The organism is Sphingomonas guangdongensis, assembly GCF_900199185.1.
In the GTDB taxonomy this organism is placed as follows: domain Bacteria; phylum Pseudomonadota; class Alphaproteobacteria; order Sphingomonadales; family Sphingomonadaceae; genus Sphingomonas; species Sphingomonas guangdongensis.
In genome coordinates this window covers 1,021,035-1,039,959 of the sequence record NZ_OBMI01000001.1, presented here as the reverse complement: position 1 = coordinate 1,039,959, position 18,925 = coordinate 1,021,035, and the positions used below count along the sequence as shown (strand labels likewise).

The window sequence follows — 18,925 nt, the reverse complement described above, 5'->3', positions numbered from 1 at the left end:
TCAGAGGCCGGGAAGCGGTGCGACGGCGCTGGCACCCGCTGCCGCGACCGGGGGGGCGGCGGGCTGGATCGCACCGCCGCCCGAGATCGCGGCGAGTTCGAGCTGTTCGAGCGCGCGGCGCGCGGCGTTGTAGCGCTTGGCGGCGTCGATCCAGCTGGTCGCCGCGCCGGCGCCGGGCATCCGCGCGACTTCGGCGAGTGCCGCCTCGACATTGCCGGCATCAAGCAGGCGACGGGCGCGGGCGAGCCGGTCGGCGGCGCGGGGCGACGGCGTTGTCTCCTTGCGCAGCACGACCAGGTTGGAGAGTTCGCGGCGAAGCGCGGGCCAGATGCCGGCGTTCCTGCTCGATGACTGCAGGTCGGGCGCGATGGTGTCGAGCGCGAGCCGCAGATCTTCACGGGTAAGCGGTGCGTTGGCGGCCGCGATCACGGTCGCGACCGCCTGCGGCTGGTCGACGCCGAAGCGGGTGCGCAGCTGCCCCTCGACATAGCCGAGCGCCAGCCCGCGATCGAGCGCGCGGCGCGCGGCGAAGGCGATCATCAGCCCCTCAGCCCGGGTCGCGTAGCCGGCCGCGGTGCGCGAGCCCGCATCAGCGGTCGCGAGCCGCCCTTCGATCGCGCGGAGCTGCGCGTCGAGTGCGGCCTCGCGCGCGGCTAACCCCTCCAGCGTCAGCGGCACGCCGGCCGTAACCGTCGTCGGCTGGGCGGCCGTCGCCGCGACGGGCGCCGGCGCCGGGGCCTTCGATTCACGCCAGCGCTGCACGTAGGGCAGCAGCACGATGACCGTCGCGACACCGAGCAGGAAAGCGACGAGCGGCCATGCCCAGCGGCGTGATCGGCGAGGAGCGGTCGCGAAGGAAGGCGGCGGTGTCGGCACCGGCGGGGGATCGCCTGTCATGCGGGGCGTTATCCGCGCGCGCCGCGCGCCCGTCAATCGGCGAGGGTGAGCGCCGCCGCAATCGTCGCTACATCGTCTGGTCGGTCGGCCACCGCGATCGCGCGCCACCCGCTGCCGGCAGCAGCCGCGGCGGCGGGGCTGATCGCGGCCACCGCGATGCCGCGTCGTTCCGCCACCAGCTTGGCCAGGCGCGCGCCCGCCCGCGGCGAGTGAACCAGCGCAACGCCGTCGGAAAGGCCGGATAAATCGGGTGAGAGCGCCACGCTGTCATAGACGATCCGGGTGTCGGCTTCAGGTACGGCGTGATGCTCGCGTCCGGCGAGATGGAGGACGCGCGGCGGCAGCCTGAGCGCGGCGACGCCGGCCTCGCCGATCTGCGTGACGGTGAGACCAGCGTCCCGAGCCGCTCGCGCGGTCGCCGCGCCGACAGCGATGACCGGCAGCGCCCGTAGGCCTGCCAGCTGATCGCCGCCGTGCCGCACGGCGTTGGCGCTGGTGAGCAGCAGTGCGTCGAAGTCGCCCGGATCTGGTGCCTCCCAAGCGACAGGCGTGACCGCGAACAGGGGTAGTCGCAGCGTTCGGTGACCCAGGCCCGCGATCCGCGCCGCGGTCGCGGCGTTGCCCGGCTCGGGCCGCAGCACGCCGAGCGGTCGGCTCACCCGCCGAACAACGCCCGGATAGGCGGCGGCGCCAGAGCGAGCAGCTTGGCGGCGAGCACCCGCGCGACGGCCGGGTCAGTCGGGGCGCCGCTCTCCTGCGCGGCGACGTGCGCGCTGCCGTCCGCGGCATAGAGCGCGGCGTCGATGGTAAGGATCCCGCCTTCGATCCGGGCGAGCGCCGCGACCGGCGAGTGGCAGTCGGCGACCAGCGCGGCGAGCAGCGCGCGCTCGGCAAGCACGCAGGCGTGGGTTGGCAAATGGTCGATGGCCGCGAGCACGGCGCTGGTTCGCTCGTCGGCCGCCCGGCACTCGATCCCGACAGCGCCCTGCGCGGGTGCCGGAAGCATCTCCGCAATCGAGACCGGCACCCCGACGTCTTGGCGACCGAGCCGCTCCAGCCCGGCGGCGGCGAGCAGCGTCGCCTCCACCTCACCCGCCGCGAGCTTGGCGAGCCGCGTGTCGACGTTGCCGCGAAAGGTGACGGGGCAAAGGTCGGGGCGGATTGCGCGAACCTGCGCCGCGCGGCGCGGGCTGCTGGTGCCGATCCGCGCGCCGGGCGGCAGCGCCTCCAGCGACTCCGCCCCGACCAGCCGGTCGCGCACGTCCGCACGCGGCAGGGTCGCGGCGATGACGATGTCGTCCGGGCGGATCGTCTCGACATCCTTCATCGAGTGAACGGCAAGGTCGATCTCGCGTGCGAGCAGTGCGCGATCGAGCTCCTTGGTCCACAGCGCCTTGCCGCCGATCTCCGCCAGCGGACGATCCTGCACCCGGTCGCCGGTTGTGCGGATCGGCACCACCTCGACCATCTCGCGTGTCCAGCCGTGCGCCGCGATGAGCGCGTCGCGCACGAGTCCGGCCTGCACGAGCGCGAGCGGGGAACCACGAGTGCCGAGACGAAGCATCGCGCCCCTCTACCAAGGTGTCGCCCTTCGACAAGCCGCAGCCGAGAAGCTACGACGCGGTCGATGGTGATCCTGGGACTGGAATCGAGCTGCGACGAGACTGCGGCGGCGCTCGTCACCGCCGACCGGCGCGTGCTGGCGCACAAGCTGGCGGGGCAGGAGGCGGCGCACGCACCTTACGGCGGGGTGGTGCCGGAGATCGCGGCGCGGGCCCATGTGGAAGTGCTGGGGCCGCTCGTGCAGGCTGCCTTGGCCGAAGCCGACATGACCCTCGCCGACGTCGACGCGGTCGCCGCGACGGCAGGTCCCGGCCTGATCGGTGGCGTCATGGTGGGCCTGGTCACCGGCAAGGCGCTGGCGCACGCAGCCGCCAAGCCGCTGCTCGCGATCAATCACCTGGAGGGACACGCGCTGTCGCCGCGGCTGGCCGATCCGACGCTCGCCTTTCCCTACCTCCTGCTGCTCGTGTCGGGCGGACACTGCCAGCTGCTGCTGGTGGAGGGGGTCGCGCGCTATCGCCGGCTCGCGACCACGATCGACGATGCCGCGGGCGAGGCGTTCGACAAGACGGCGAAGCTGCTCGGCCTCGGCTTTCCCGGCGGTCCCGCGGTTGAGGCTGCCGCTCGCGACGGCAATCCCCAGGCGGTGCCGCTGCCTCGACCGCTGACCGGGTCGGCCGAGCCGCACTTCTCGTTTGCCGGGCTGAAGGCCGCGGTTGCGCGGGCGGTCGGGACAGCGAGCCCCGCCGATCTCGCCGCATCGTTCCAGCAGGCGGTGGTCGACTGCCTGATTGATCGCACCAGGCGCGCGCTGAAGACGGCACCTGTCGCAACTGCGCTGGTCGTGGCGGGTGGCGTCGCGGCGAACGGCGCGGTGCGCGCCGGGCTGGAGGCGCTCGCCGCGGAGCACCAACTGCGCTTCGTGGCGCCGCCGCTGTGGCTCTGCACCGACAACGCGGCGATGATCGCCTGGGCGGGCGTGGAGCGCTTCCAAGCCGGCTACACCGACCCGCTCGACACGGTTGCCCGCCCGCGCTGGCCGCTTGATCCGGTGGCGGAGCCGGTTCGGGGTGCGGGGGTGAAGGCATGAGGATCGGCGTGATCGGTGGGGGCGCGTGGGGCACCGCACTCGCCCAGGTTGCGGCGCGCGGCGGGCAGCCGGTGACGCTGTGGGCGCGCGAGCCGGAGGTGGTCGCCGCCATCAACGACGCGCGAGAGAACACGACCTTCCTGAAGGGCGCGGCGCTGTCCGACAGTATTCACGCGACCGGCGATCTCGCCGACCTGGCCTACCACGACGCTCTGCTGGTGGTCGCGCCCGCGCAGCACGTCCGCGCCGTCCTTGCCGCCGCGCCGGTCGGGGCGACCCCGCTCGTGCTGTGCGCCAAGGGGATCGAGGCGGGCACGCGGCTGCTGGTGGGCGAAGTCGCGCGCGCGGTCGCGCCCTCAGCGCCGGTCGCGGTGCTCTCGGGCCCGACCTTCGCGCATGAGGTGGCCGCGGGCAAGCCGACCGCGGTGACGCTCGCCTGCGCCGATCCTGGCTTGCGCGACCGGCTTGCCGCGCGGCTCGCCAGCCCGGCCTTCCGCCCCTACGCCAGCGACGACGTGGTCGGCGCGGAGATCGGCGGAGCGGTCAAGAATGTGCTCGCGATCGCCTGTGGCGTGGTGGAGGGCGCAGGCCTCGGGCAGAACGCGCGCGCCGCGCTGATCGCACGTGGTTTCGCCGAGATGACCCGTTTCGGCCTTGCGCGCGGTGCGCGGGCGGAGACGCTGGCCGGGCTGTCAGGGCTGGGTGACCTCGTCCTTACCTGCTCGTCGACCAGCTCGCGCAACTTCTCGCTCGGCGTCGGCCTTGGACAAGGGCGCTCCGCGGCCGAGCTGATGGCGGATCGGCGGACGGTGGCGGAGGGCGCGCATACCGCGCCGGTGCTGCGCGAGGCCGCAGCGGCGGCGAACGTCGACATGCCGGTCGTCGCGGCGGTCTGCGACCTGCTCGGCGGCGCGGCGGCGGCGGCGGTCGTGGAGCGACTGCTCGCCCGCCCCTTGCGCGCCGAATGAGGTGGGCGGCGCTGCTCCGCGGCGTCAACGTCGGCGGACGCAAGCTGCTGATGAGCGACCTGGCGGCGTTCGCGCGCGACCTGGGCTTCACGGAGGTGCGAACGCTGCTCGCGTCGGGGAACCTGATCTTCGAGAGCGAGGAAGGCGATGCCGCTGTGGTTGAGGCGCTGCTGGAGCGCGAGTCGGTGGCGCGGCTGGGGCTGGTCACCGAGTATCACCTGCGCAGCGCCGATGACCTGCGCCGCACGATCGCGGCCAATCCGTTCCCTCACCAGGCGGCGACCGCGCCCAACCACCTGTTCGTCCACTTCCATCGCGATCCCGTGCCGGACGAATGGCTCGCGGTGCTGCGCGCCGAGCACGTCGGGCCGGAGGAGATCGCCGTCGACGGGCGCGAGCTGTTCGTCGACCTGAAGGATCGCGCGGCGGCGGGTCCGAACGGATCGACGCTGCCGGCGCTCATGGGCAAGAAGCGGTTCGCGCGCGCGAACACCGCGCGGAACTGGAACACGGTGGGCAAGCTGTTGACGGCCCTCGAGGCGTAACGTCACCGCGGTCATGAGCCGGAAACCCGCTTTCGGCCTGGCCGCTTGGCAAGCGGGACACCTGATCAAGTTCGGGGTGACGACAGGAGGTTGCGCTTCCCATCGTTCCCGACCTGTTCTAAACGCCGGGGATGGCCACGCTTGCCGCCCCTCCCCTCGTCGCCGCCGACGTCGCGCGCGGCGTCTGCCGGCTGCTGCTCCGCCACGACATCGTCGCGATCGCGGAGGTGACGCTCGACGGTGGGCGCCGTGCCGACCTGATGGGTGTGGGGCCGAAGGGCGAGCTGGTGATCGTGGAGATCAAGGTGTCGCGCGCCGACCTACTCGGCGATGCCAAGTGGACCGACTACCTCGCGCACTGCGACCGCTTCTTCTGGGCGGTGCCGGCCGGGTTCGACGCGTCGCCGCTCGAGGGCGCGGCGTTCCTGCCCGAGCGTGCCGGCGTGATCGTCGCCGATCGCTACGATGCGGCGATCGTGCGGGAGGCGGCGGTGGTCGCGATGCCGGCGCCGGCGCGGCGGCGCTGCACGGTGGCGCTCGCCAGGCGCGCGGCACGGCGGCTGATCGGGCTGGTCGACCCGGACTCGCTGGCGGACCGGTAGCCGCCCGCGCGACTTACCGCAGTCGCGGCCCCGACACCGCCCGCGTGGTCGCCTTGGGCGCCTCCTCCAGCAGCTTGACCAACGCCGGCGAACGCGCGTCGCGGCGGGCATAGTCGCGCGCCGACATGCCGGCGAGCACGTCGGCCTGGTCGGGGTTGGCGCCGGCCGTCAGCAGCGTGCGCGCCAGGTCCAGGTTGCGCAGCTGCACCGCGCGGATCAGCGGTGTCTCGCCGGCCGAATTGCCCAAATTGACGTTCGCGCGCTTGGCGGTGAGCGCGTCGATGCACTCGCCGCAATTGTTGCCGACCGCCAGCAGCAACGGGGTGTTGCCCTGCTGATCCTGCACGTTCGGATTGGCCCCGCGCGACAGCAGGAAGCGGACATAGGTCGCGTCGCTGCGCTTCGTCACTATGTGGAGCGCGGTCTCGCCCGAGCCGCTGTCCTTGGTGTTGACGATGGTGGAGCCGGGCTTGTCCAGGATCTGCGTCACCTTGGTGCCGTCGGCATCGCGCACCGCCTTCAGGAACTCATAACTGTCCGACATGCGCTGCGCCGGCAGTGCGGCAGGAGCGGCGACCAGCAGGGCGAGAACGGAGAAGCGGAGAAGGTGACGCATCGGGGAACCCTGTGGCGGTGAGCTTGCGCGGCCGCGCCTATCAGATCATGGCTGGCGCCGCCATGAACAGAGTCATTCCCGCCGGCCTGCTCGCCGCGCTGCTGCTCGCCGGATGCGGCGGGCAGAGCGCCGCCCCGACCCAGCCGCCGCTCGCCGGCGCGCGGATCGGCGGGCCCTTCACGCTGATCAACCAGGATGGGCGACCGACAAGCGAGCGCGACTTCGCCGGCCGCTACCGCATCATGTACTTCGGCTACACCTTCTGCCCCGATGTGTGTCCGACCGACGTCCAGACGATCGGCGCGGGCCTGAAGGCGCTGGAGCAGCGCGACGCGGCCAAGGCGGCCAAGGCGGTCCCGATCTTCGTGTCGATCGATCCGGAGCGCGACACGCCTGTAGTCGTAAAGGAGTTCGTCGCGAACTTCCACCCGCGCATGGTCGGGCTGACCGGCCCGCTGGCCGCGATCACGCAGGTGGCCAAGAAGTACGGCGTCTACTTCGCCAAGCAGAAGCCGGGCGCAAGCGGCAGCTACTTGATGGACCACAGCCGCCAAGCCTATCTGATGAGTCCGGACGGCCAGCCAATGGCGCTGCTGCCGACGGAAGCGGGGCCGGAGAAGGTCGCCGACGAGCTCGAACGCTGGATCACGTGACCGACGACCGTTTCTGGGAAACCGTCAGCCTCGACCGCATGGACCGCGCGCAGTGGGAGGCGCTGTGCGACGGCTGCGGCAAGTGCTGCCTCCACAAGCTGGAGGACGAGGAAACAGGCGAGCTGCTCGCGACCAACGTCGCCTGCCGTCTGCTCGACCGGCGCCAGGCGCAGTGCGCCGACTACCGCCACCGCCACGCCTATGTCGCCGAATGCGTGCGGCTGACACCCAGGCTGGTGCGGACGCTCGAGTGGCTGCCCTCGACCTGCGCCTATCGCCTGCTGGACGAGGGCAAGCCGCTCCCCGCCTGGCATTATCTGGTGTCGGGTGACCGCGACGCGGTGCACGCCGCCGGCCAGTCGACGCGGGGCTGGACGGTCAGCGAGGACGATGCCGGCGACCTGGAGCACCACATCGTCGACCGCGACCTGTGAGCACCCAGCCCTTCGACGTGGTGCGCAGCCCGCGGGCGCGCCGCATGAAGCTGGCGGTCGATCCGGCGAGCGGGCGGGTGCGGCTGGTGCTGCCCAGGCGCGCGAAGCTCGCCGACGCGCTCGCCTGGGCCGACGGGCATCAGGCGTGGATCGCGGCCCAGCGCGCGCGATTGCCGGAGGCGCGACCGTTCGTGCCGGGTGCAGTGGTGCCGGTCGCGGGTGAGCCGCTGACGCTGGTGTGGCGCACAGGCGCGGCGCGGACGCCCGTATGCGACGGCGACACTTTGGTGGTCGGCGGTGACCCCGAGGGGTTCGCGGGCCGGGTCGAGCGCTGGCTGCGGCGCGAGGCGCTGCGCCTGCTCTCGGCGGAGACGGCGGAGTATGCCGCGCGCGCCGGCGTCACGGTCAGCAAGGTCGGGGTCGGCGACACCAGGAGCCGGTGGGGCAGCTGCTCGTCGTCGGGCGGGATCCGCTACAGCTGGCGACTGATCCTCGCCCCCCGCCACGTTCGCCGTGCGACCGTCGCGCACGAGGTCGCCCACCGCGTCCACATGAACCACTCGCCGCGCTTCCACGCGCTGGTGGCCGAGCTCTACGAGGGCGATGCGGATGCCGCCCGCCGCTGGCTGCGCAGCGACGGTGCCACGCTTCACTGGTTCGGGCGGACGTCCTGATCGCGCGCTAGTGGTCGCTCGGGCGGCGTGCGCCCGAAGTCGCGAACACCCGGGGGCTGGCGGATCGGCGACACCGTGACCCGCGGCGGCGTGCGGCCGGTCACCCGGTCGATAAATTCCTGGTCGAGCTGCGGTTCGTCATCGGGCGGCGGCGCTTCGTCTTGCTCGCGCGGCTCCTCCTGCTCGGCCGCGCGCGGCTGTTCCGGCACCTGCTCGACGGGGTTGCCGTCCGCATCGACGAACACGCCGTTGTCCGGCTCGCCGTAGTAGCTCTCCTCGTCCGGCTCGAGCTGCCATTCGGGGAGCGTCACCTCCGTCTCGAACTGCTCGACCGGCCGGCTGGCGACCGCGCGGCGCATGAAGCTTGCAAAGGCACGTGCCGGTGCGGTGCCGCCCTGCAGCCCCGGTACGGTGCGAGCGTCGTCGCGCCCCATCCAGACGCCGGTGGTCAGCCCGCTGGAGAAGCCGAGGAACCAGCCGTCCTTGTTGGAGGTGGTGGTGCCGGTCTTCCCCGCGGTCGGGCGCCCGATCTGCGCGGCGTTAGCGCTGCCGGTGTTGACCGCGGTCTGGAGCAGGTCGGTGATCCCGGCGGCGACATAGGGAGCGACCAGCACGCGGCTGGTATCGACCTCGTGGTTGTAAATGACCTGGTTGTTCGCGGTGACGCGGGTGATGCCGTACGGGGTCACCGCCACCCCCTTCTGCGAGATGCTGGCGAACGCGCGGGTCATGTCGAGGAGGCGCACGTCGGAGGTGCCGAGCACCATCGACGGATGCGTATTGATCGGGGTGGTGATCCCGAAGCGTCGCGCCATGTCGGCGACGGTGGAGAAGCCGACCTCCAGCCCCAGCTTCGCCGCGATAGTGTTGAGCGAGTAGGCGAAGGCGGTGCGCAGGTCGATCGACCCGGAAAAGCGCCGCGACGAGTTGCGCGGGCTCCAGCCCTCGATCGTTACCGGCTCATCGACGACCTGGTCGTCGGGCTTGTGCCCAGCCTCCAGCGCGGCGAGGTACACGAAGAGCTTGAACGCGGACCCGGGCTGACGCGTCGCCTGGGTCGCGCGATTGTAGATCGACGAGACATAGTCCTTGCCGCCGACCATCGCGCGCACCTCGCCGCCGCGATCAAGCGCGACCAGCGCGCCCTGCGCGCCGCTCGGCGCATTGGCGCGGATCGCCTCGTCCGCGGCGCGCTGCATCGACAGGTCGAGCGTGGTCCAGACGTCGATCGGCTCCACCGTCTCGTCGATCAGCATCTCGAGCTGGGGCAGCGCCCAGTCGGTGAAGTAGCGAACCGAGTTGCGCAAGGGCTCGGGCGCGAGCTTCACCGCCTGCACGTCGGCTTCGTCCACGCCCATCGCGGCCGGAACGCCCTGCTGCTGCATGAGCCGTAGCACCACGCGCCCGCGCTCCACCGCGGCGTCGGCGTCGGCGGTCGGCGAATAGTTGCTCGGCGCCTTCACCAGCCCGGCGATGATCGCCGCCTCCGACGTGCTGAGCGAGGTGGCGGCATGCGCGAAGAAGCGGCGGCTGGCCGCGTCGATGCCGTAGGCACCGCCACCGAAATAGGCCTTGTTCAGGTAGAGCTCGAGGATCTGGTCCTTGGTGAACTTGCGCTCGAGCGCCAGCGCCAGGATGCCCTCGCGCACCTTGCGACCGTAGGAGCGGCTGGACGAGAGGAAGACGTTGCGCGCCAGCTGCTGCGTGATCGTGGACACGCCCGCGACCCGGCGCTTCCGCTCCAGGCTGACCTGGATGCCGCGGGCGACCCCGATCGGATCGACGCCGATGTGGCTGCGAAAGCGGCGGTCCTCCACCGCGATCATGGCGTCGCGCATGACGGGCGGGATGTCGCGGTAGCGGATCCATTCGCCGTAGCTCGGGCCGAGCGACACGATCACCGTGCCGTCGGCGGCGTGGACGCGGATCATCTGGCCGTTCGGCGACGATTTCAGCTCATCGAAGCTCGGAAGCGAAGCACGCGCGGTGTAGACCGCGATCACGAGCGCGAGCAGCCCAAGGAGCGCGGCGCCCAGGCCGAGCCCGAACAGCCACTTGAGCACTGTCTTCCACCGCGCAGGGGGTGCGGACTTGGTTCGGGAACGGCTCGCCATCGCAGTCGTCTCAAGCGACTAGATGGTTAGCAATCCGTGAACAAGCGTTCCCGTCAGCCCTCGCGTGGGTGGAAGTCGAGCGCGACCGAGTTGATGCAGTAGCGCAGGCCGGTCGGTGGCGGGCCGTCCGGAAAGACGTGGCCCTGATGGCCATCGCACCGCGCGCAGCGTACCTCGATCCGGGTCATGCCGTGGCTGACGTCGCGGTGCTCGCTGATCCGGTCCTCGCCCGCCGGCTGGGTGAAGCTCGGCCAGCCGGAGCCGGAATCGAACTTGTCGATGCTGTCGAACAGGTCGAGGTCGCACCCGGCGCAATGATACACGCCGTCCGCCTTGTTGTTGTCGTAGGCGCCCGCGAACGGCCGCTCGGTGCCGGCCTGGCGCAGGACGTGGAACTGCTCGGGGGTCAGCTTCTCGCGCCACTCGCGCTCGGAAAGGGTGATGTGATCCATGACGCGAATGTGTGGTGGGCAGGGGCGGAGATCAACGCCCGATCCGCGTCAGCCGCGCGGCGAGGTCGGTGAGCGTGGCGGACCCGGCGAGCAGGGACATCACCCGTGCGCCGCCCGGTCGCTCCGCGACGCGCCACAGCAGGGCTGCGACGCCGACCGGGCGGCGCAGGCGGCGGGCGAAGGCCGGCTGGAAGCGCGCGGGCGGCTCACCGGCAAGCACCGCCTGCGCGGCCGCCATCCCGCTCGCGAGCGCGATCCCCATCCCCTCGCCGGCGAGCGACGGAATGACGCCAGCCTGGTCGCCGATCCGGTACACGCCGGGTACGGACGCCGTCGCGCGCCAGCCGTAGGGCACGTTGGCAACCGCATCGATCGCGGCAGCGCCGGTCAGCGACTCCATCCGCTCGCCGAGCGCGGGGTGATCACGCGCGAGTTCCCGTAGCAGGAGCGCAGGGCTACCCGCCGCCTGCAGGCGCGAGCGGCGCACCGCGAGGCAGAGGTTGGCGCTGCCGTCCTCCTGCCGTACCAGCCCGGCATAGCCGCCATGGAACAGGTGCAGCTCGATCGCGTCTCCGACGAGCCGGTCGAGTGCCGGTGTGCGGGTCAGACGGATGCGCAGCCCGATCGCCGGATCGGTGGCGACGCTCGGGCGGGGGAGGCCGCGCACGTCGTGCTTGCCGGTCGCGAGCAGCACCGCATCGCCGGTCAGGGCGCCGCCATCCCCGGTGATCGCGGCGTTGCCCTCGACCCGTCGAATCGCGATGCCGCGCTCCACGCCTGCGCCAAGCGCCAGCGCGCGGTCGAGCAGCAGCGTGTCGAGGCGTCGTCGCGAGACGGCGCGGGCGGGCGCGGGCAGCGGCGCCTCCGACACCCGCCCGCCGCCGAACAGGCGGACGCGGGTGATCGCCTCACGGTTGAGCGCTTCGGCCGCGATCCCGAGTCGCTCGAGCGTCCGGAGTGTCCGCCAGCTGAGGAACCCGCCGCACAGCGCGTCGCCGGTCTCGCGCGTGCGCTCGATCACCGTCCCGCGCACGCCGGCCTGCGCCAGCGCGATCGCGGCGGCGCTGCCCGCCGGCCCGCCGCCCAGGATCAGCGCAGCCGCTCGACGCATAGCCGGAACGGAAAGGCGCGGTAGACGCGGGCGTCGCTCACCCTCGCCTCCGCCAGGATCGGCGGCCACTCGGCCGGGCGATAGCTGCGTGCGATCGACAGGGTGCCGTCATGGCGTACGATCTCGTGCCAGTGCCACACGCGCGCGAGCAACGGGTAGCCGAGGTACGCGAACCGATGCCGGTGGAGGTCGTTGACGTGCCAGCCGACGCGGGCATGCGCCTCCATGAACCGCAGAAAGGTGACGAGCTCGGCGTGGCTCATGTGGTGCGCGACCAGGCTGGAGACGACGATGTCCCACGGCTCGCCGGCGAGGGCGGCATAGTCGCCGGTGCGGTACTCGATCGGCAGTCCGGGTGGCGTGTGGGCGCGGGCGGCGGGTGCGCTGTTGGGGTTGAGGTCGATCCCAATCAGCTCGGCCGCGATCCCGCGCTTCGCCGTCCAGCGGGCAATGCGGCGAAGCAGGTCGCCGTCGCCGAAGCCGACATCGAGCAGGCGGACGCTGGTCCGCCCCGACAAGGCGCGCGCGAGGAAGGTGAGCGTCGGTCGCGCCGCCAGCGTCACGCGGTTGACCTGCGCCAGGTCGCTCAGGACGGCGGCGAGCACGTCCGGCGGCAAATCCTCCGCATCCATCCGCTCCTCGGCCTGGACACGGTGGCGAAGGGTCATGCCGCCGACCGAAACCGGAAACCCTCGGCCGCGAGCCCGGGACCAAAGGCGAGCGCGACGCCGCGCGCCGCCGGCCGCTTCAGCAGATCGGCCAGCACGAACATCAGCGTGGCGGACGACATGTTGCCCTTCGCCTCCAGCACCGCACGCGATGCGGCGAGTGCGGACCGGGGCAGCGCAAGGGCGCTCTCCACCGCATCCAAAATCGATCGACCGCCGGCGTGCACCGCCCAGGCGTCGATCGCTTCCCTGCCCGTCACGCGCGTGATCAGGGTGTCGTCCGCGAGCGCTGCCGCGATCCGGGCCGGGACGGCGCCGGACAGGTGCATCGCGAAGCCCTGGTCCGTGATGTCCCAGCGGATCAGCTCGCCGCTGTCCGGCAGCGCGGCGGCGAACGGTGCCTCGATCGCGAAGCCGCCGGCCTCGGCGGTCACCAGCCCCGCTGCCGCGCCGTCGCCGAACTGCAGCATCGCAAGCAGCGGCTCCAGCGTGGTCGCCGCCTGAAGGTGAAGGGTCGACAGCTCGACGCAGACGACCAGCACTCGCGCGTCCGGCTGCGACCGCACGATGTGGTACGCGCTGCGCAGCGCCGCCACCGCGGCGTAGCAACCCATGAAGCCGACCAGCAGCCGCTCAACATCAGGCGCAAGGCCCAAGCGCCGCGCGATGATCTGGTCGATACCAGGCGCGACGAAGCCCGTGCAGCTGGCGGTGACCAGGTGCGTCACGCCGTCCAGCACCACCTGTTCCTCAAGTGCGCGGATCGCCGCCTCTGCGAGATCCGGTGCCGCCTGCGCGTAGAGCGCCATCCGCGCGGCCGTGCCCGGGTACGGTGCCGTGGCGTAGAATCCGCCGGCGTCGACCGGTGAGCCGCCGTCGGCGAGGCGCGGCAGCACCGACCAGCGATGCGCGATACCGGCGCGGGCCGCCATCCGGTCGAACACCGGCTGCTCGCGGGGGCCAAGCTGCGCGCGCGCCCAGCCGATGAATGGCTGGTGGATGTCGTGGTCCGGAACCGCGGTCCCGACCGCGTTAAGATAGGGGATGACCCTAGTCCTTCCATGCCCAGTAGAGCTGGGCCGGCGGCACGTTCCACCATTCCATGTCGTGGTCGATCCGCTCGAAATGCGGGGTGAGGAAATCGCGGACCTTGGGGCTGAACTGATACACCAGGAATGCGCCACCGGGGCGCAGCACCGCATGGGTCGCCGCCGCGATCTCCGCGCCGACGCCCGGCGGCAGGGTCGAGAAGGGCAGGCCCGATAGCACGAAGTCGGCCGCCTCGTGCCCGTGCGCGGCGACGATCGCCGCGACGTCCGCAGCCGATCCATGGACGGCGGAGAAGCGCGAATCGCGGATGCCGTCCTGAAGGTAGGCGACGAAGTCAGGATTGGTGTCGATCGCGATCAGCTGCGCGTCCGGTGCCATCCGCTCGAGGATCGGATTGCAGAAGGTGCCGACACCTGGACCGTATTCGACGAACAGCTTCGTGTCGGCCCAGTCGACGCGTCCCAGCATCTTGCCGATCAGCCGGTCGGAGGACGGGATGACCGAGCCGACCATCACCGGGTGCTTCAGAAAACCGCGAAAGAACATGCCCCATTGGGTCGACCGGCGGCTGCGCTTGCGTGATCCGGCAGCGGTGGTGGCCGAACTGTTCATGAAGGTCCTTGCTCTCTCAACGCGATAAGCGCCGGTGCGTCGCAACTTTGCCGCCAAGTTGCAAGCATCGCTGCCGAACCAAGCGCGCGGATCGGGCGAAAGGTTGCGTCGGCGGCCGACGGTACGGCAGGGTCGGCGCGGCATGGCTCGGCCCGATCGCACCTTCACGCTGATGTTCGTCGTCATGCTGACGATCGCCGCCGGGAACACCGCGCTGCAGAGCGTGCTGCCCGCGCTCGGGCGCTCGCTCGGGGTCGCCGACGCGGCGGTCGCCGCCGCCTTCTCCGTCAGCGCTTTGATGTGGGTGATCGCGGCACCGTTCTGGGCCAACCGGTCGGAGCGCTACGGTCACCGCCGCATGGTGCTGCTCGGCATGGCGGGGTTCACGCTGTCGCAGCTCGGCTGCGGCCTGTTCCTGCTGGCCGGGATCAACGGCTGGCTGAGCGGGGCGGCGGCGTTCGGCGCGTTCGTGGTGGCACGGATGATCTACGGCAGCTTCGGTGCGGCCGCGCCGCCGGCGGTGCAGGCGATCGTCGCCGGGCGGACCAGCCGGGAGGAGCGGACGCGCGCGCTGGCGCTGCTTGCCTCCGCCTTCGGCCTTGGCACGATCCTGGGGCCGGCGCTCGCGCCCTATCTGGTGGTCGGGCATGTCGGCCGGATCAACGTCGGCCTGTCCGGCCCCGCCTTTTTCGCGCTGGTGCTCGGCGCGGTGGTGCTGTTGCTCGTCGCGCGGATGCTGCACAACCCGGCCGCGGCGGCGCCCGGGCAGGGTGCCGTGAGCGCCTATCCCTCGATCGGTGGGCAGTCGAGCGGCGCCAGCGTGACGGCCGCGACCGCCGAGCGCGGCGAGACAGTGACTTTTCTCGACCAGCGGATCCGCGCCTGGGTGCTGATCGGGCTGGTCATGGGGCACGCACAGGCGATGACGGGGCAGGCGATCGGCTTTCTCATCATCGACCGGCTGGCACTCGCGCCGGCCGCTGCGCTGGAGCCGACGGGGCTCGTGCTGATGATGGGGGCTGGCGCAGCGCTGCTGGTGCAATGGGGACTGATCCCGCTGCTCGACCTACGCCCACGGACACTGACGATCGTCGGCCTGGTGCTCGCCGCCGTCGGTTGCGCGGCGATCGCGCTCGCCGACAGCCTGTACGGGATCGCGACCGCCTATGCGCTCTCCGCGATGGGCTTCGGCTTCGTGCGGCCGGGCTACACCGCCGGCGCGTCGCTTGCGGTGGGGCAGGCGGCGCAAGGGTCGGTCGCGGGCAAGATCACCTCGGTCAACGGCGCCTCCTTCGTGCTCGGCCCGTCGATCGGCGTGGCGCTCTACGGGATGGCGCAGCCGCTGCCGTATTTGACCGCGGCGGCTGCGCTCCTCGTGCTGCTCGTCTACGCGCTCCTCAGTCTTCGCCCTTCGGCCCGCGACCCTTGAGCGAGCCGGGCGCGATGAAGCCGATCGGCTGGATCGACACCGCGTCCTGCTTCAGCCGCGCCGACATCGCCCGGTACTCCTCCTCCATCTCGGCCGAGACGGAGGCGCGTGAGTCGTCGAGCGCCGCCTCGAAGTTGGCCATGGTGACGCTCGCCGCGCCCAGGTTGGTGCGCAGCGCGATCAGGCCGGCGCGGCGAACCACGTCTTCCAGGTCGGCACCCGTGAACCGTTCGGTCTGCGCGGCGACCCGGTCGAGGTCGACATCGGCGTCGAGCGGCATCTTCTGGGTCTGGATGCCCAGGATCCGCCGCCGCCCGGCCTGATCAGGCACGCCGACGTAGATCAGCTCGTCGAAGCGGCCGGGGCGGAGCAGCGCCGGGTCGATCAGGTTGGGGCGGTTGGTCGCCCCGATCACCACCACCGACTGCAGCTCCTCCAGCCCGTCCATCTCGGCCAGGATCGTGTTGACCACCCGCTCCGTCACCTGCGGCTCGCCCAGCCCGCCGCCGCGCGCGGGCACCAGCGAATCGAGCTCGTCGATGAAGATCACGCAGGGCGCAACCTGACGCGCGCGGGCGAACAGGCGGGCGATCTGCTGCTCGCTCTCGCCGTACCATTTGGAGAGAAGGTCGCTCGACTTGGTGGCGATGAAGTTCGCCTCCGCCTCGCGCGCGACTGCTTTCGCCAGCAGCGTCTTGCCGGTGCCCGGCGGACCGTAGAGCAGGAAGCCCTTGGCCGGGCGGATGCCGAGGCGCCGGAATGCGTCCGGGTCCTTGAGCGGCAGCTCGACGCCTTCCTTCATCCGATTCTGCGCATCGTCGAGCCCGCCGACATCCTCCCAGCGGACGGTCGGCGCCTGCACCATCACTTCGCGCATCGCCGACGGCTGGACGCGTTTCAGCGCCTCAAGGAAGTCGTCGCGGGTGACCGACAGCGTGTCGAGCACGTCGGCGGGAATCGAGCGCTCCTCCAGATTCAGGCGCGGCATGATCCGGCGCACCGCCTCGATCGCGGCCTCCCGGACCAGCGCCGCCATGTCGGCACCGACGAAGCCGTAGGTGGTGCGGGCCAGCTCGCGCAGATCGACCCCGCCGTCGAGCGGCATGCCGCGGGTGTGAATGCCCAGGATCTCGCGCCGACCCCGCTCGTCGGGGACGCCGACCACGATCTCGCGGTCGAACCGGCCCGGGCGACGCAGCGCCTCGTCGATCGCCTCCGGCCGGTTGGTGGCGGCAATGATGACGACGTTGGCGCGCGCCTCCAGCCCATCCATCAACGTGAGCAGCTGCGCAACCAGCCGTTTCTCCGCCTCGCCCGACACCTGCCCGCGCTTGGGCGCGATCGAATCGATCTCGTCGATGAAGACGATGGAGGGCGCGCTCGCGTTCGCCTCCTCGAACACCTCGCGCAGCCGCTTCTCCGATTCACCGTACGCGGAGCCCATGATCTCCGGTCCGTTGATGAGGAAGAAGGCGGCGTCGCTCTCGTTCGCGACCGCGCGCGCGAGGCGCGTCTTGCCGGTGCCGGGCGGACCGTGGAGCAGCACGCCCTTGGGCGGGTCGACGCCGAGTCGCTGGAACAGCTCGGGGTAGCGCAGCGGCAGCTCGACCATCTCGCGCAGCTGGTCGATGGTGCCCGCCATGCCGCCGATGTCGTCGTAGGTGACGTCGGCCCGGCGCGACTCCTTAGGCTCCTCGTAATCGGCGCGAAGCTCGATCTCCGTATTCTCGTCGATGTGGACCACGCCCTTGGGCGTCGTCGACACCACCGCCATGCGGATTTCCTGCAGCGCATAGGCCGGCGCGTTCAGCATCCGCGCGATGTTGGGTGGCAGGTCGCCGCCAGCGACGCGCTGCTGCCCGACGGTCGCGACCGTGTCCCCGGCCGTGATCGGGCGCCCCGCGAAACTGCGCTGGAGCGCGGCGGGCTGCCCCTGCAACCGCACGTTCTTTGCGGCGGGCGCGAAGACGACGCGACTCGCCGGCTTCGACTCGCCCTTGCGTACCTCCACGAAGTCGCCGGAGCCGACCCCGGCGTTGGCACGCTGGAGGCCGTCGATCCGCAGGATCTCCAGTCCTTCGTCCTCCGCATAGGGTAGGACCGCGGTCGCAGGGGTGGTGCGCTTGCCGACGATCTCGATTACGTCGCCCTGCGCAATGCCGAGCGCCGCCATCATGGAACGGGGAATATGGGCGAGCCCGCGCCCGCTATCCTCCGGCCGCGCGTTGGCGACCTGCAACTTCCTGACCGCGACGTCCGCTTCAGCCACCCGCTTGCTCCCTTGCCGATTGGGCACGAAGCGCGGGAGATAGGGAGCGGGTTCCCTCCGCGCGAGGGGCTGCCCGCTTAACGGAACGGCAAGAAAAAAGGCCGATCCTTTCGGACCGGCCCTGGAAAGTTTTAGGAGAGGATGCCTGAAAGGCACGCTTTAAGTGCGCTGCAGCGACTTTTTGTGCAAGTGCGAAATGATCTAGGTTGGTTGCATTCGCTGCAACTGGTAACGCTCCCAGCGTCCGCTTTTGACAATCTCGTTTGTTGCGGCGCACTATCAAGCCCGTGCGCCGGCTACCACCCCTCACTGCGATCGAGGCGTTCGTCCACGTCGCGCGGCTTGGCTCGATCAAGGCAGCCGCGGAGGAGCTTGCGCTCTCGTCGCCCGCGCTCAGCCGCCGCGTCCAGGCGCTGGAACGCTTCATCGGCAAGTCGCTGTTTGAGCGCCGGCACCAGGCGTTACGGCTGAACAGCGACGGCGAGCGGTTGCTCGCCGGCATCGCGCCCGCGCTCGACGCGATGAGCGACACGGTAGAGGCGATGACCAGCGGTGTGGAGCTGCTCCGCCTGCGACTCGGGGTACTGCCGCTGTTCGCGACACAGCGGCTGCTGCCGCGGCTGGGTGAGCTCAAGAAGCGGCATCCGCACCTTCACCTCGACGTCGACACCGGCGGCCACAGCACCAGCCGCCTCGGCGACGGGCTCGACGTCGCGATCGTGCTCGCGCGGGAGATCGATCCGGCCCTCTACGCGCGCCGGCTCGATCGCAACCGCGTCTACGTCATCGGCGCGCGCACGCTGGTGGAGGGAGCCGACCCGATCACCGACCCGGCGCAGCTCGCCGGTGAGACGGTGCTGCTGCACCGCGACATGCCGGAAACCTTTACCCAGTGGAAGGCGGCGGCCGGGCTGCCGAACCTGGAGCCGCTGGCGATCGACCACTTCGACTCAGGCTCGCTGATGCTGGAGGCGGCGGCGCAGGGCCTGGGTGTCGCCTTTATGCTGGAAACGCATTTCGAATCGGCCAACGACGATCGCATCGTCCACCTGTTCGATATCGCCGTCGACAGCGACTACAGCTACTGGTTCGTGTGTCGTCCTCGCGCGCTCGCGACCCGTCCCGTCCGCCTGTTCCACGACTGGCTGGTGGAGTCGGTCGCGAGCGCGTGAGGCCGG

General features: G+C 71.2%; 20 protein-coding genes. 9 read left to right on the top strand and 11 right to left on the bottom strand.

What is annotated here, in order from left to right:
• From CRO12_RS05025 to hemC, 3 genes are read right to left on the bottom strand one after another with little or no spacing between them, the layout of a single operon-like run.
• Nucleotides 1-897 (bottom strand): hypothetical protein, encoded by an 897-nt coding sequence (locus tag CRO12_RS05025; protein WP_097062854.1) that lies wholly within the window; start codon nt 895-897, stop codon nt 1-3.
• 32 nt (nt 898-929) lie between these two features.
• Nucleotides 930-1,556 (bottom strand): uroporphyrinogen-III synthase, encoded by a 627-nt coding sequence (locus tag CRO12_RS05020; RefSeq protein WP_097062853.1) that lies wholly within the window; start codon nt 1,554-1,556, stop codon nt 930-932.
• The gene (gene hemC / locus CRO12_RS05015; protein ID WP_097062852.1) at nt 1,553-2,461 is read right to left on the bottom strand and encodes a hydroxymethylbilane synthase; all 909 of its coding nucleotides are present in this window, start codon (nt 2,459-2,461) and stop codon (nt 1,553-1,555) included. Before hemC ends, CRO12_RS05020 begins: the two co-directional genes overlap by 4 nt.
• A 63-nt stretch (nt 2,462-2,524) precedes the next feature.
• Between hemC and tsaD the strand changes: the two genes are divergently transcribed.
• The 4 genes from tsaD to CRO12_RS04995 all read left to right on the top strand — a co-directional run bounded on the left by tsaD (nt 2,525) and on the right by CRO12_RS04995 (nt 5,665).
• On the top strand, nt 2,525-3,550 hold the full coding sequence (tsaD, locus tag CRO12_RS05010) for a tRNA (adenosine(37)-N6)-threonylcarbamoyltransferase complex transferase subunit TsaD (protein WP_097062851.1): 1,026 nt from the start codon (nt 2,525-2,527) through the stop codon (nt 3,548-3,550).
• The gene (locus CRO12_RS05005) at nt 3,547-4,518 is read left to right on the top strand and encodes an NAD(P)H-dependent glycerol-3-phosphate dehydrogenase (RefSeq protein WP_097062850.1); all 972 of its coding nucleotides are present in this window, start codon (nt 3,547-3,549) and stop codon (nt 4,516-4,518) included. Before tsaD ends, CRO12_RS05005 begins: the two co-directional genes overlap by 4 nt.
• Nucleotides 4,515-5,063: a DUF1697 domain-containing protein gene (locus CRO12_RS05000; RefSeq protein ID WP_097062849.1), complete on the top strand. Its 549-nt coding sequence runs from the start codon at nt 4,515-4,517 to the stop codon at nt 5,061-5,063. Before CRO12_RS05005 ends, CRO12_RS05000 begins: the two co-directional genes overlap by 4 nt.
• Nucleotides 5,064-5,194: 131 nt before the next feature.
• The gene (locus tag CRO12_RS04995; RefSeq protein WP_097062848.1) at nt 5,195-5,665 is read left to right on the top strand and encodes an MmcB family DNA repair protein; all 471 of its coding nucleotides are present in this window, start codon (nt 5,195-5,197) and stop codon (nt 5,663-5,665) included.
• 13 nt (nt 5,666-5,678) lie between these two features.
• On the opposite strand, the gene CRO12_RS04990 is transcribed toward CRO12_RS04995, so the two are convergent.
• The gene (locus CRO12_RS04990) at nt 5,679-6,281 is read right to left on the bottom strand and encodes an ankyrin repeat domain-containing protein (RefSeq protein WP_097062847.1); all 603 of its coding nucleotides are present in this window, start codon (nt 6,279-6,281) and stop codon (nt 5,679-5,681) included.
• A gap of 47 nt (nt 6,282-6,328) precedes the next feature.
• On the opposite strand from CRO12_RS04990, the gene CRO12_RS04985 reads away from it, so the two are divergent.
• Genes CRO12_RS04985 through CRO12_RS04975 form a run of 3 tightly spaced genes read left to right on the top strand, consistent with a single transcriptional unit; the run spans nt 6,329 to nt 8,042 of the window.
• Nucleotides 6,329-6,934, top strand: coding sequence for an SCO family protein (locus CRO12_RS04985; RefSeq protein ID WP_097063361.1), 606 nt, complete (start codon nt 6,329-6,331; stop codon nt 6,932-6,934).
• Between the two features lie 38 nt (nt 6,935-6,972).
• Nucleotides 6,973-7,368, top strand: coding sequence for a YcgN family cysteine cluster protein (locus CRO12_RS04980; RefSeq protein WP_425442998.1), 396 nt, complete (start codon nt 6,973-6,975; stop codon nt 7,366-7,368).
• A gap of 44 nt (nt 7,369-7,412) precedes the next feature.
• Nucleotides 7,413-8,042, top strand: a complete 630-nt coding sequence (locus CRO12_RS04975) for a M48 family metallopeptidase (protein WP_179640915.1) — start codon at nt 7,413-7,415, stop codon at nt 8,040-8,042.
• On the opposite strand, the gene CRO12_RS04970 is transcribed toward CRO12_RS04975, so the two are convergent.
• Genes CRO12_RS04970 through CRO12_RS04945 form a run of 6 tightly spaced genes read right to left on the bottom strand, consistent with a single transcriptional unit; the run spans nt 8,018 to nt 14,049 of the window.
• Nucleotides 8,018-10,156 carry a transglycosylase domain-containing protein gene (locus CRO12_RS04970; RefSeq protein WP_097062844.1) on the bottom strand — a complete coding sequence of 713 codons (2,139 nt, stop codon included), beginning with the start codon at nt 10,154-10,156 and terminating at the stop codon, nt 8,018-8,020. The two genes, CRO12_RS04975 and CRO12_RS04970, sit on opposite strands and share 25 nt — an antisense overlap.
• 53 nt (nt 10,157-10,209) lie before the next feature.
• Nucleotides 10,210-10,608 (bottom strand): peptide-methionine (R)-S-oxide reductase MsrB, encoded by a 399-nt coding sequence (gene msrB, locus CRO12_RS04965; RefSeq protein WP_097062843.1) that lies wholly within the window; start codon nt 10,606-10,608, stop codon nt 10,210-10,212.
• A gap of 31 nt (nt 10,609-10,639) precedes the next feature.
• Nucleotides 10,640-11,719 carry an NAD(P)/FAD-dependent oxidoreductase gene (locus tag CRO12_RS04960; RefSeq protein WP_097062842.1) on the bottom strand — a complete coding sequence of 360 codons (1,080 nt, stop codon included), beginning with the start codon at nt 11,717-11,719 and terminating at the stop codon, nt 10,640-10,642.
• A complete protein-coding gene (locus tag CRO12_RS04955) occupies nt 11,698-12,387 on the bottom strand; it encodes a methyltransferase domain-containing protein (protein ID WP_097062841.1) in 690 nt (229 codons plus the stop codon). The genes CRO12_RS04960 and CRO12_RS04955 overlap by 22 nt, the downstream gene beginning before the upstream one ends.
• The gene (locus CRO12_RS04950) at nt 12,384-13,433 is read right to left on the bottom strand and encodes a type III polyketide synthase (RefSeq protein WP_179640914.1); all 1,050 of its coding nucleotides are present in this window, start codon (nt 13,431-13,433) and stop codon (nt 12,384-12,386) included. Before CRO12_RS04950 ends, CRO12_RS04955 begins: the two co-directional genes overlap by 4 nt.
• Nucleotides 13,434-13,437: 4 nt before the next feature.
• Nucleotides 13,438-14,049 carry a class I SAM-dependent methyltransferase gene (locus CRO12_RS04945; RefSeq protein ID WP_097062840.1) on the bottom strand — a complete coding sequence of 204 codons (612 nt, stop codon included), beginning with the start codon at nt 14,047-14,049 and terminating at the stop codon, nt 13,438-13,440.
• A gap of 142 nt (nt 14,050-14,191) precedes the next feature.
• Between CRO12_RS04945 and CRO12_RS04940 the strand changes: the two genes are divergently transcribed.
• On the top strand, nt 14,192-15,478 hold the full coding sequence (locus tag CRO12_RS04940; RefSeq protein WP_097062839.1) for an MFS transporter: 1,287 nt from the start codon (nt 14,192-14,194) through the stop codon (nt 15,476-15,478).
• On the opposite strand, the gene CRO12_RS04935 is transcribed toward CRO12_RS04940, so the two are convergent.
• Complete coding sequence (locus CRO12_RS04935) at nt 15,447-17,747, bottom strand: CDC48 family AAA ATPase (RefSeq protein WP_097062838.1); 2,301 nt, start codon at nt 17,745-17,747, stop codon at nt 15,447-15,449. The two genes, CRO12_RS04940 and CRO12_RS04935, sit on opposite strands and share 32 nt — an antisense overlap.
• Nucleotides 17,748-18,034: 287 nt before the next feature.
• Between CRO12_RS04935 and CRO12_RS04930 the strand changes: the two genes are divergently transcribed.
• Nucleotides 18,035-18,919: a LysR substrate-binding domain-containing protein gene (locus CRO12_RS04930; RefSeq protein WP_097062837.1), complete on the top strand. Its 885-nt coding sequence runs from the start codon at nt 18,035-18,037 to the stop codon at nt 18,917-18,919.
• The last annotated feature ends 6 nt before the right edge of the window (nt 18,920-18,925 follow it).

Coding starts and splice junctions, on each gene's coding strand:
- CRO12_RS04975 (WP_179640915.1), top strand. CDS start 7,413: ATGAAGCTGGCGGTCGATCCGGCGAGCGGGCGGGTGCGGCTGGTGCTG.
- CRO12_RS04995 (WP_097062848.1), top strand. CDS start 5,195: ATGGCCACGCTTGCCGCCCCTCCCCTCGTCGCCGCCGACGTCGCGCGC.
- CRO12_RS04985 (WP_097063361.1), top strand. CDS start 6,329: ATGGCTGGCGCCGCCATGAACAGAGTCATTCCCGCCGGCCTGCTCGCC.
- CRO12_RS05005 (WP_097062850.1), top strand. CDS start 3,547: ATGAGGATCGGCGTGATCGGTGGGGGCGCGTGGGGCACCGCACTCGCC.
- tsaD (WP_097062851.1), top strand. CDS start 2,525: ATGGTGATCCTGGGACTGGAATCGAGCTGCGACGAGACTGCGGCGGCG.
- CRO12_RS04940 (WP_097062839.1), top strand. CDS start 14,192: ATGGCTCGGCCCGATCGCACCTTCACGCTGATGTTCGTCGTCATGCTG.
- msrB (WP_097062843.1), bottom strand. CDS start 10,608: ATGGATCACATCACCCTTTCCGAGCGCGAGTGGCGCGAGAAGCTGACC.
- CRO12_RS05000 (WP_097062849.1), top strand. CDS start 4,515: ATGAGGTGGGCGGCGCTGCTCCGCGGCGTCAACGTCGGCGGACGCAAG.
- CRO12_RS05025 (WP_097062854.1), bottom strand. CDS start 897: ATGACAGGCGATCCCCCGCCGGTGCCGACACCGCCGCCTTCCTTCGCG.
- CRO12_RS04990 (WP_097062847.1), bottom strand. CDS start 6,281: ATGCGTCACCTTCTCCGCTTCTCCGTTCTCGCCCTGCTGGTCGCCGCT.
- CRO12_RS04970 (WP_097062844.1), bottom strand. CDS start 10,156: ATGGCGAGCCGTTCCCGAACCAAGTCCGCACCCCCTGCGCGGTGGAAG.
- CRO12_RS04980 (WP_425442998.1), top strand. CDS start 6,973: ATGGACCGCGCGCAGTGGGAGGCGCTGTGCGACGGCTGCGGCAAGTGC.
- CRO12_RS04945 (WP_097062840.1), bottom strand. CDS start 14,049: ATGAACAGTTCGGCCACCACCGCTGCCGGATCACGCAAGCGCAGCCGC.
- hemC (WP_097062852.1), bottom strand. CDS start 2,461: ATGCTTCGTCTCGGCACTCGTGGTTCCCCGCTCGCGCTCGTGCAGGCC.
- CRO12_RS04955 (WP_097062841.1), bottom strand. CDS start 12,387: ATGACCCTTCGCCACCGTGTCCAGGCCGAGGAGCGGATGGATGCGGAG.
- CRO12_RS04960 (WP_097062842.1), bottom strand. CDS start 11,719: ATGCGTCGAGCGGCTGCGCTGATCCTGGGCGGCGGGCCGGCGGGCAGC.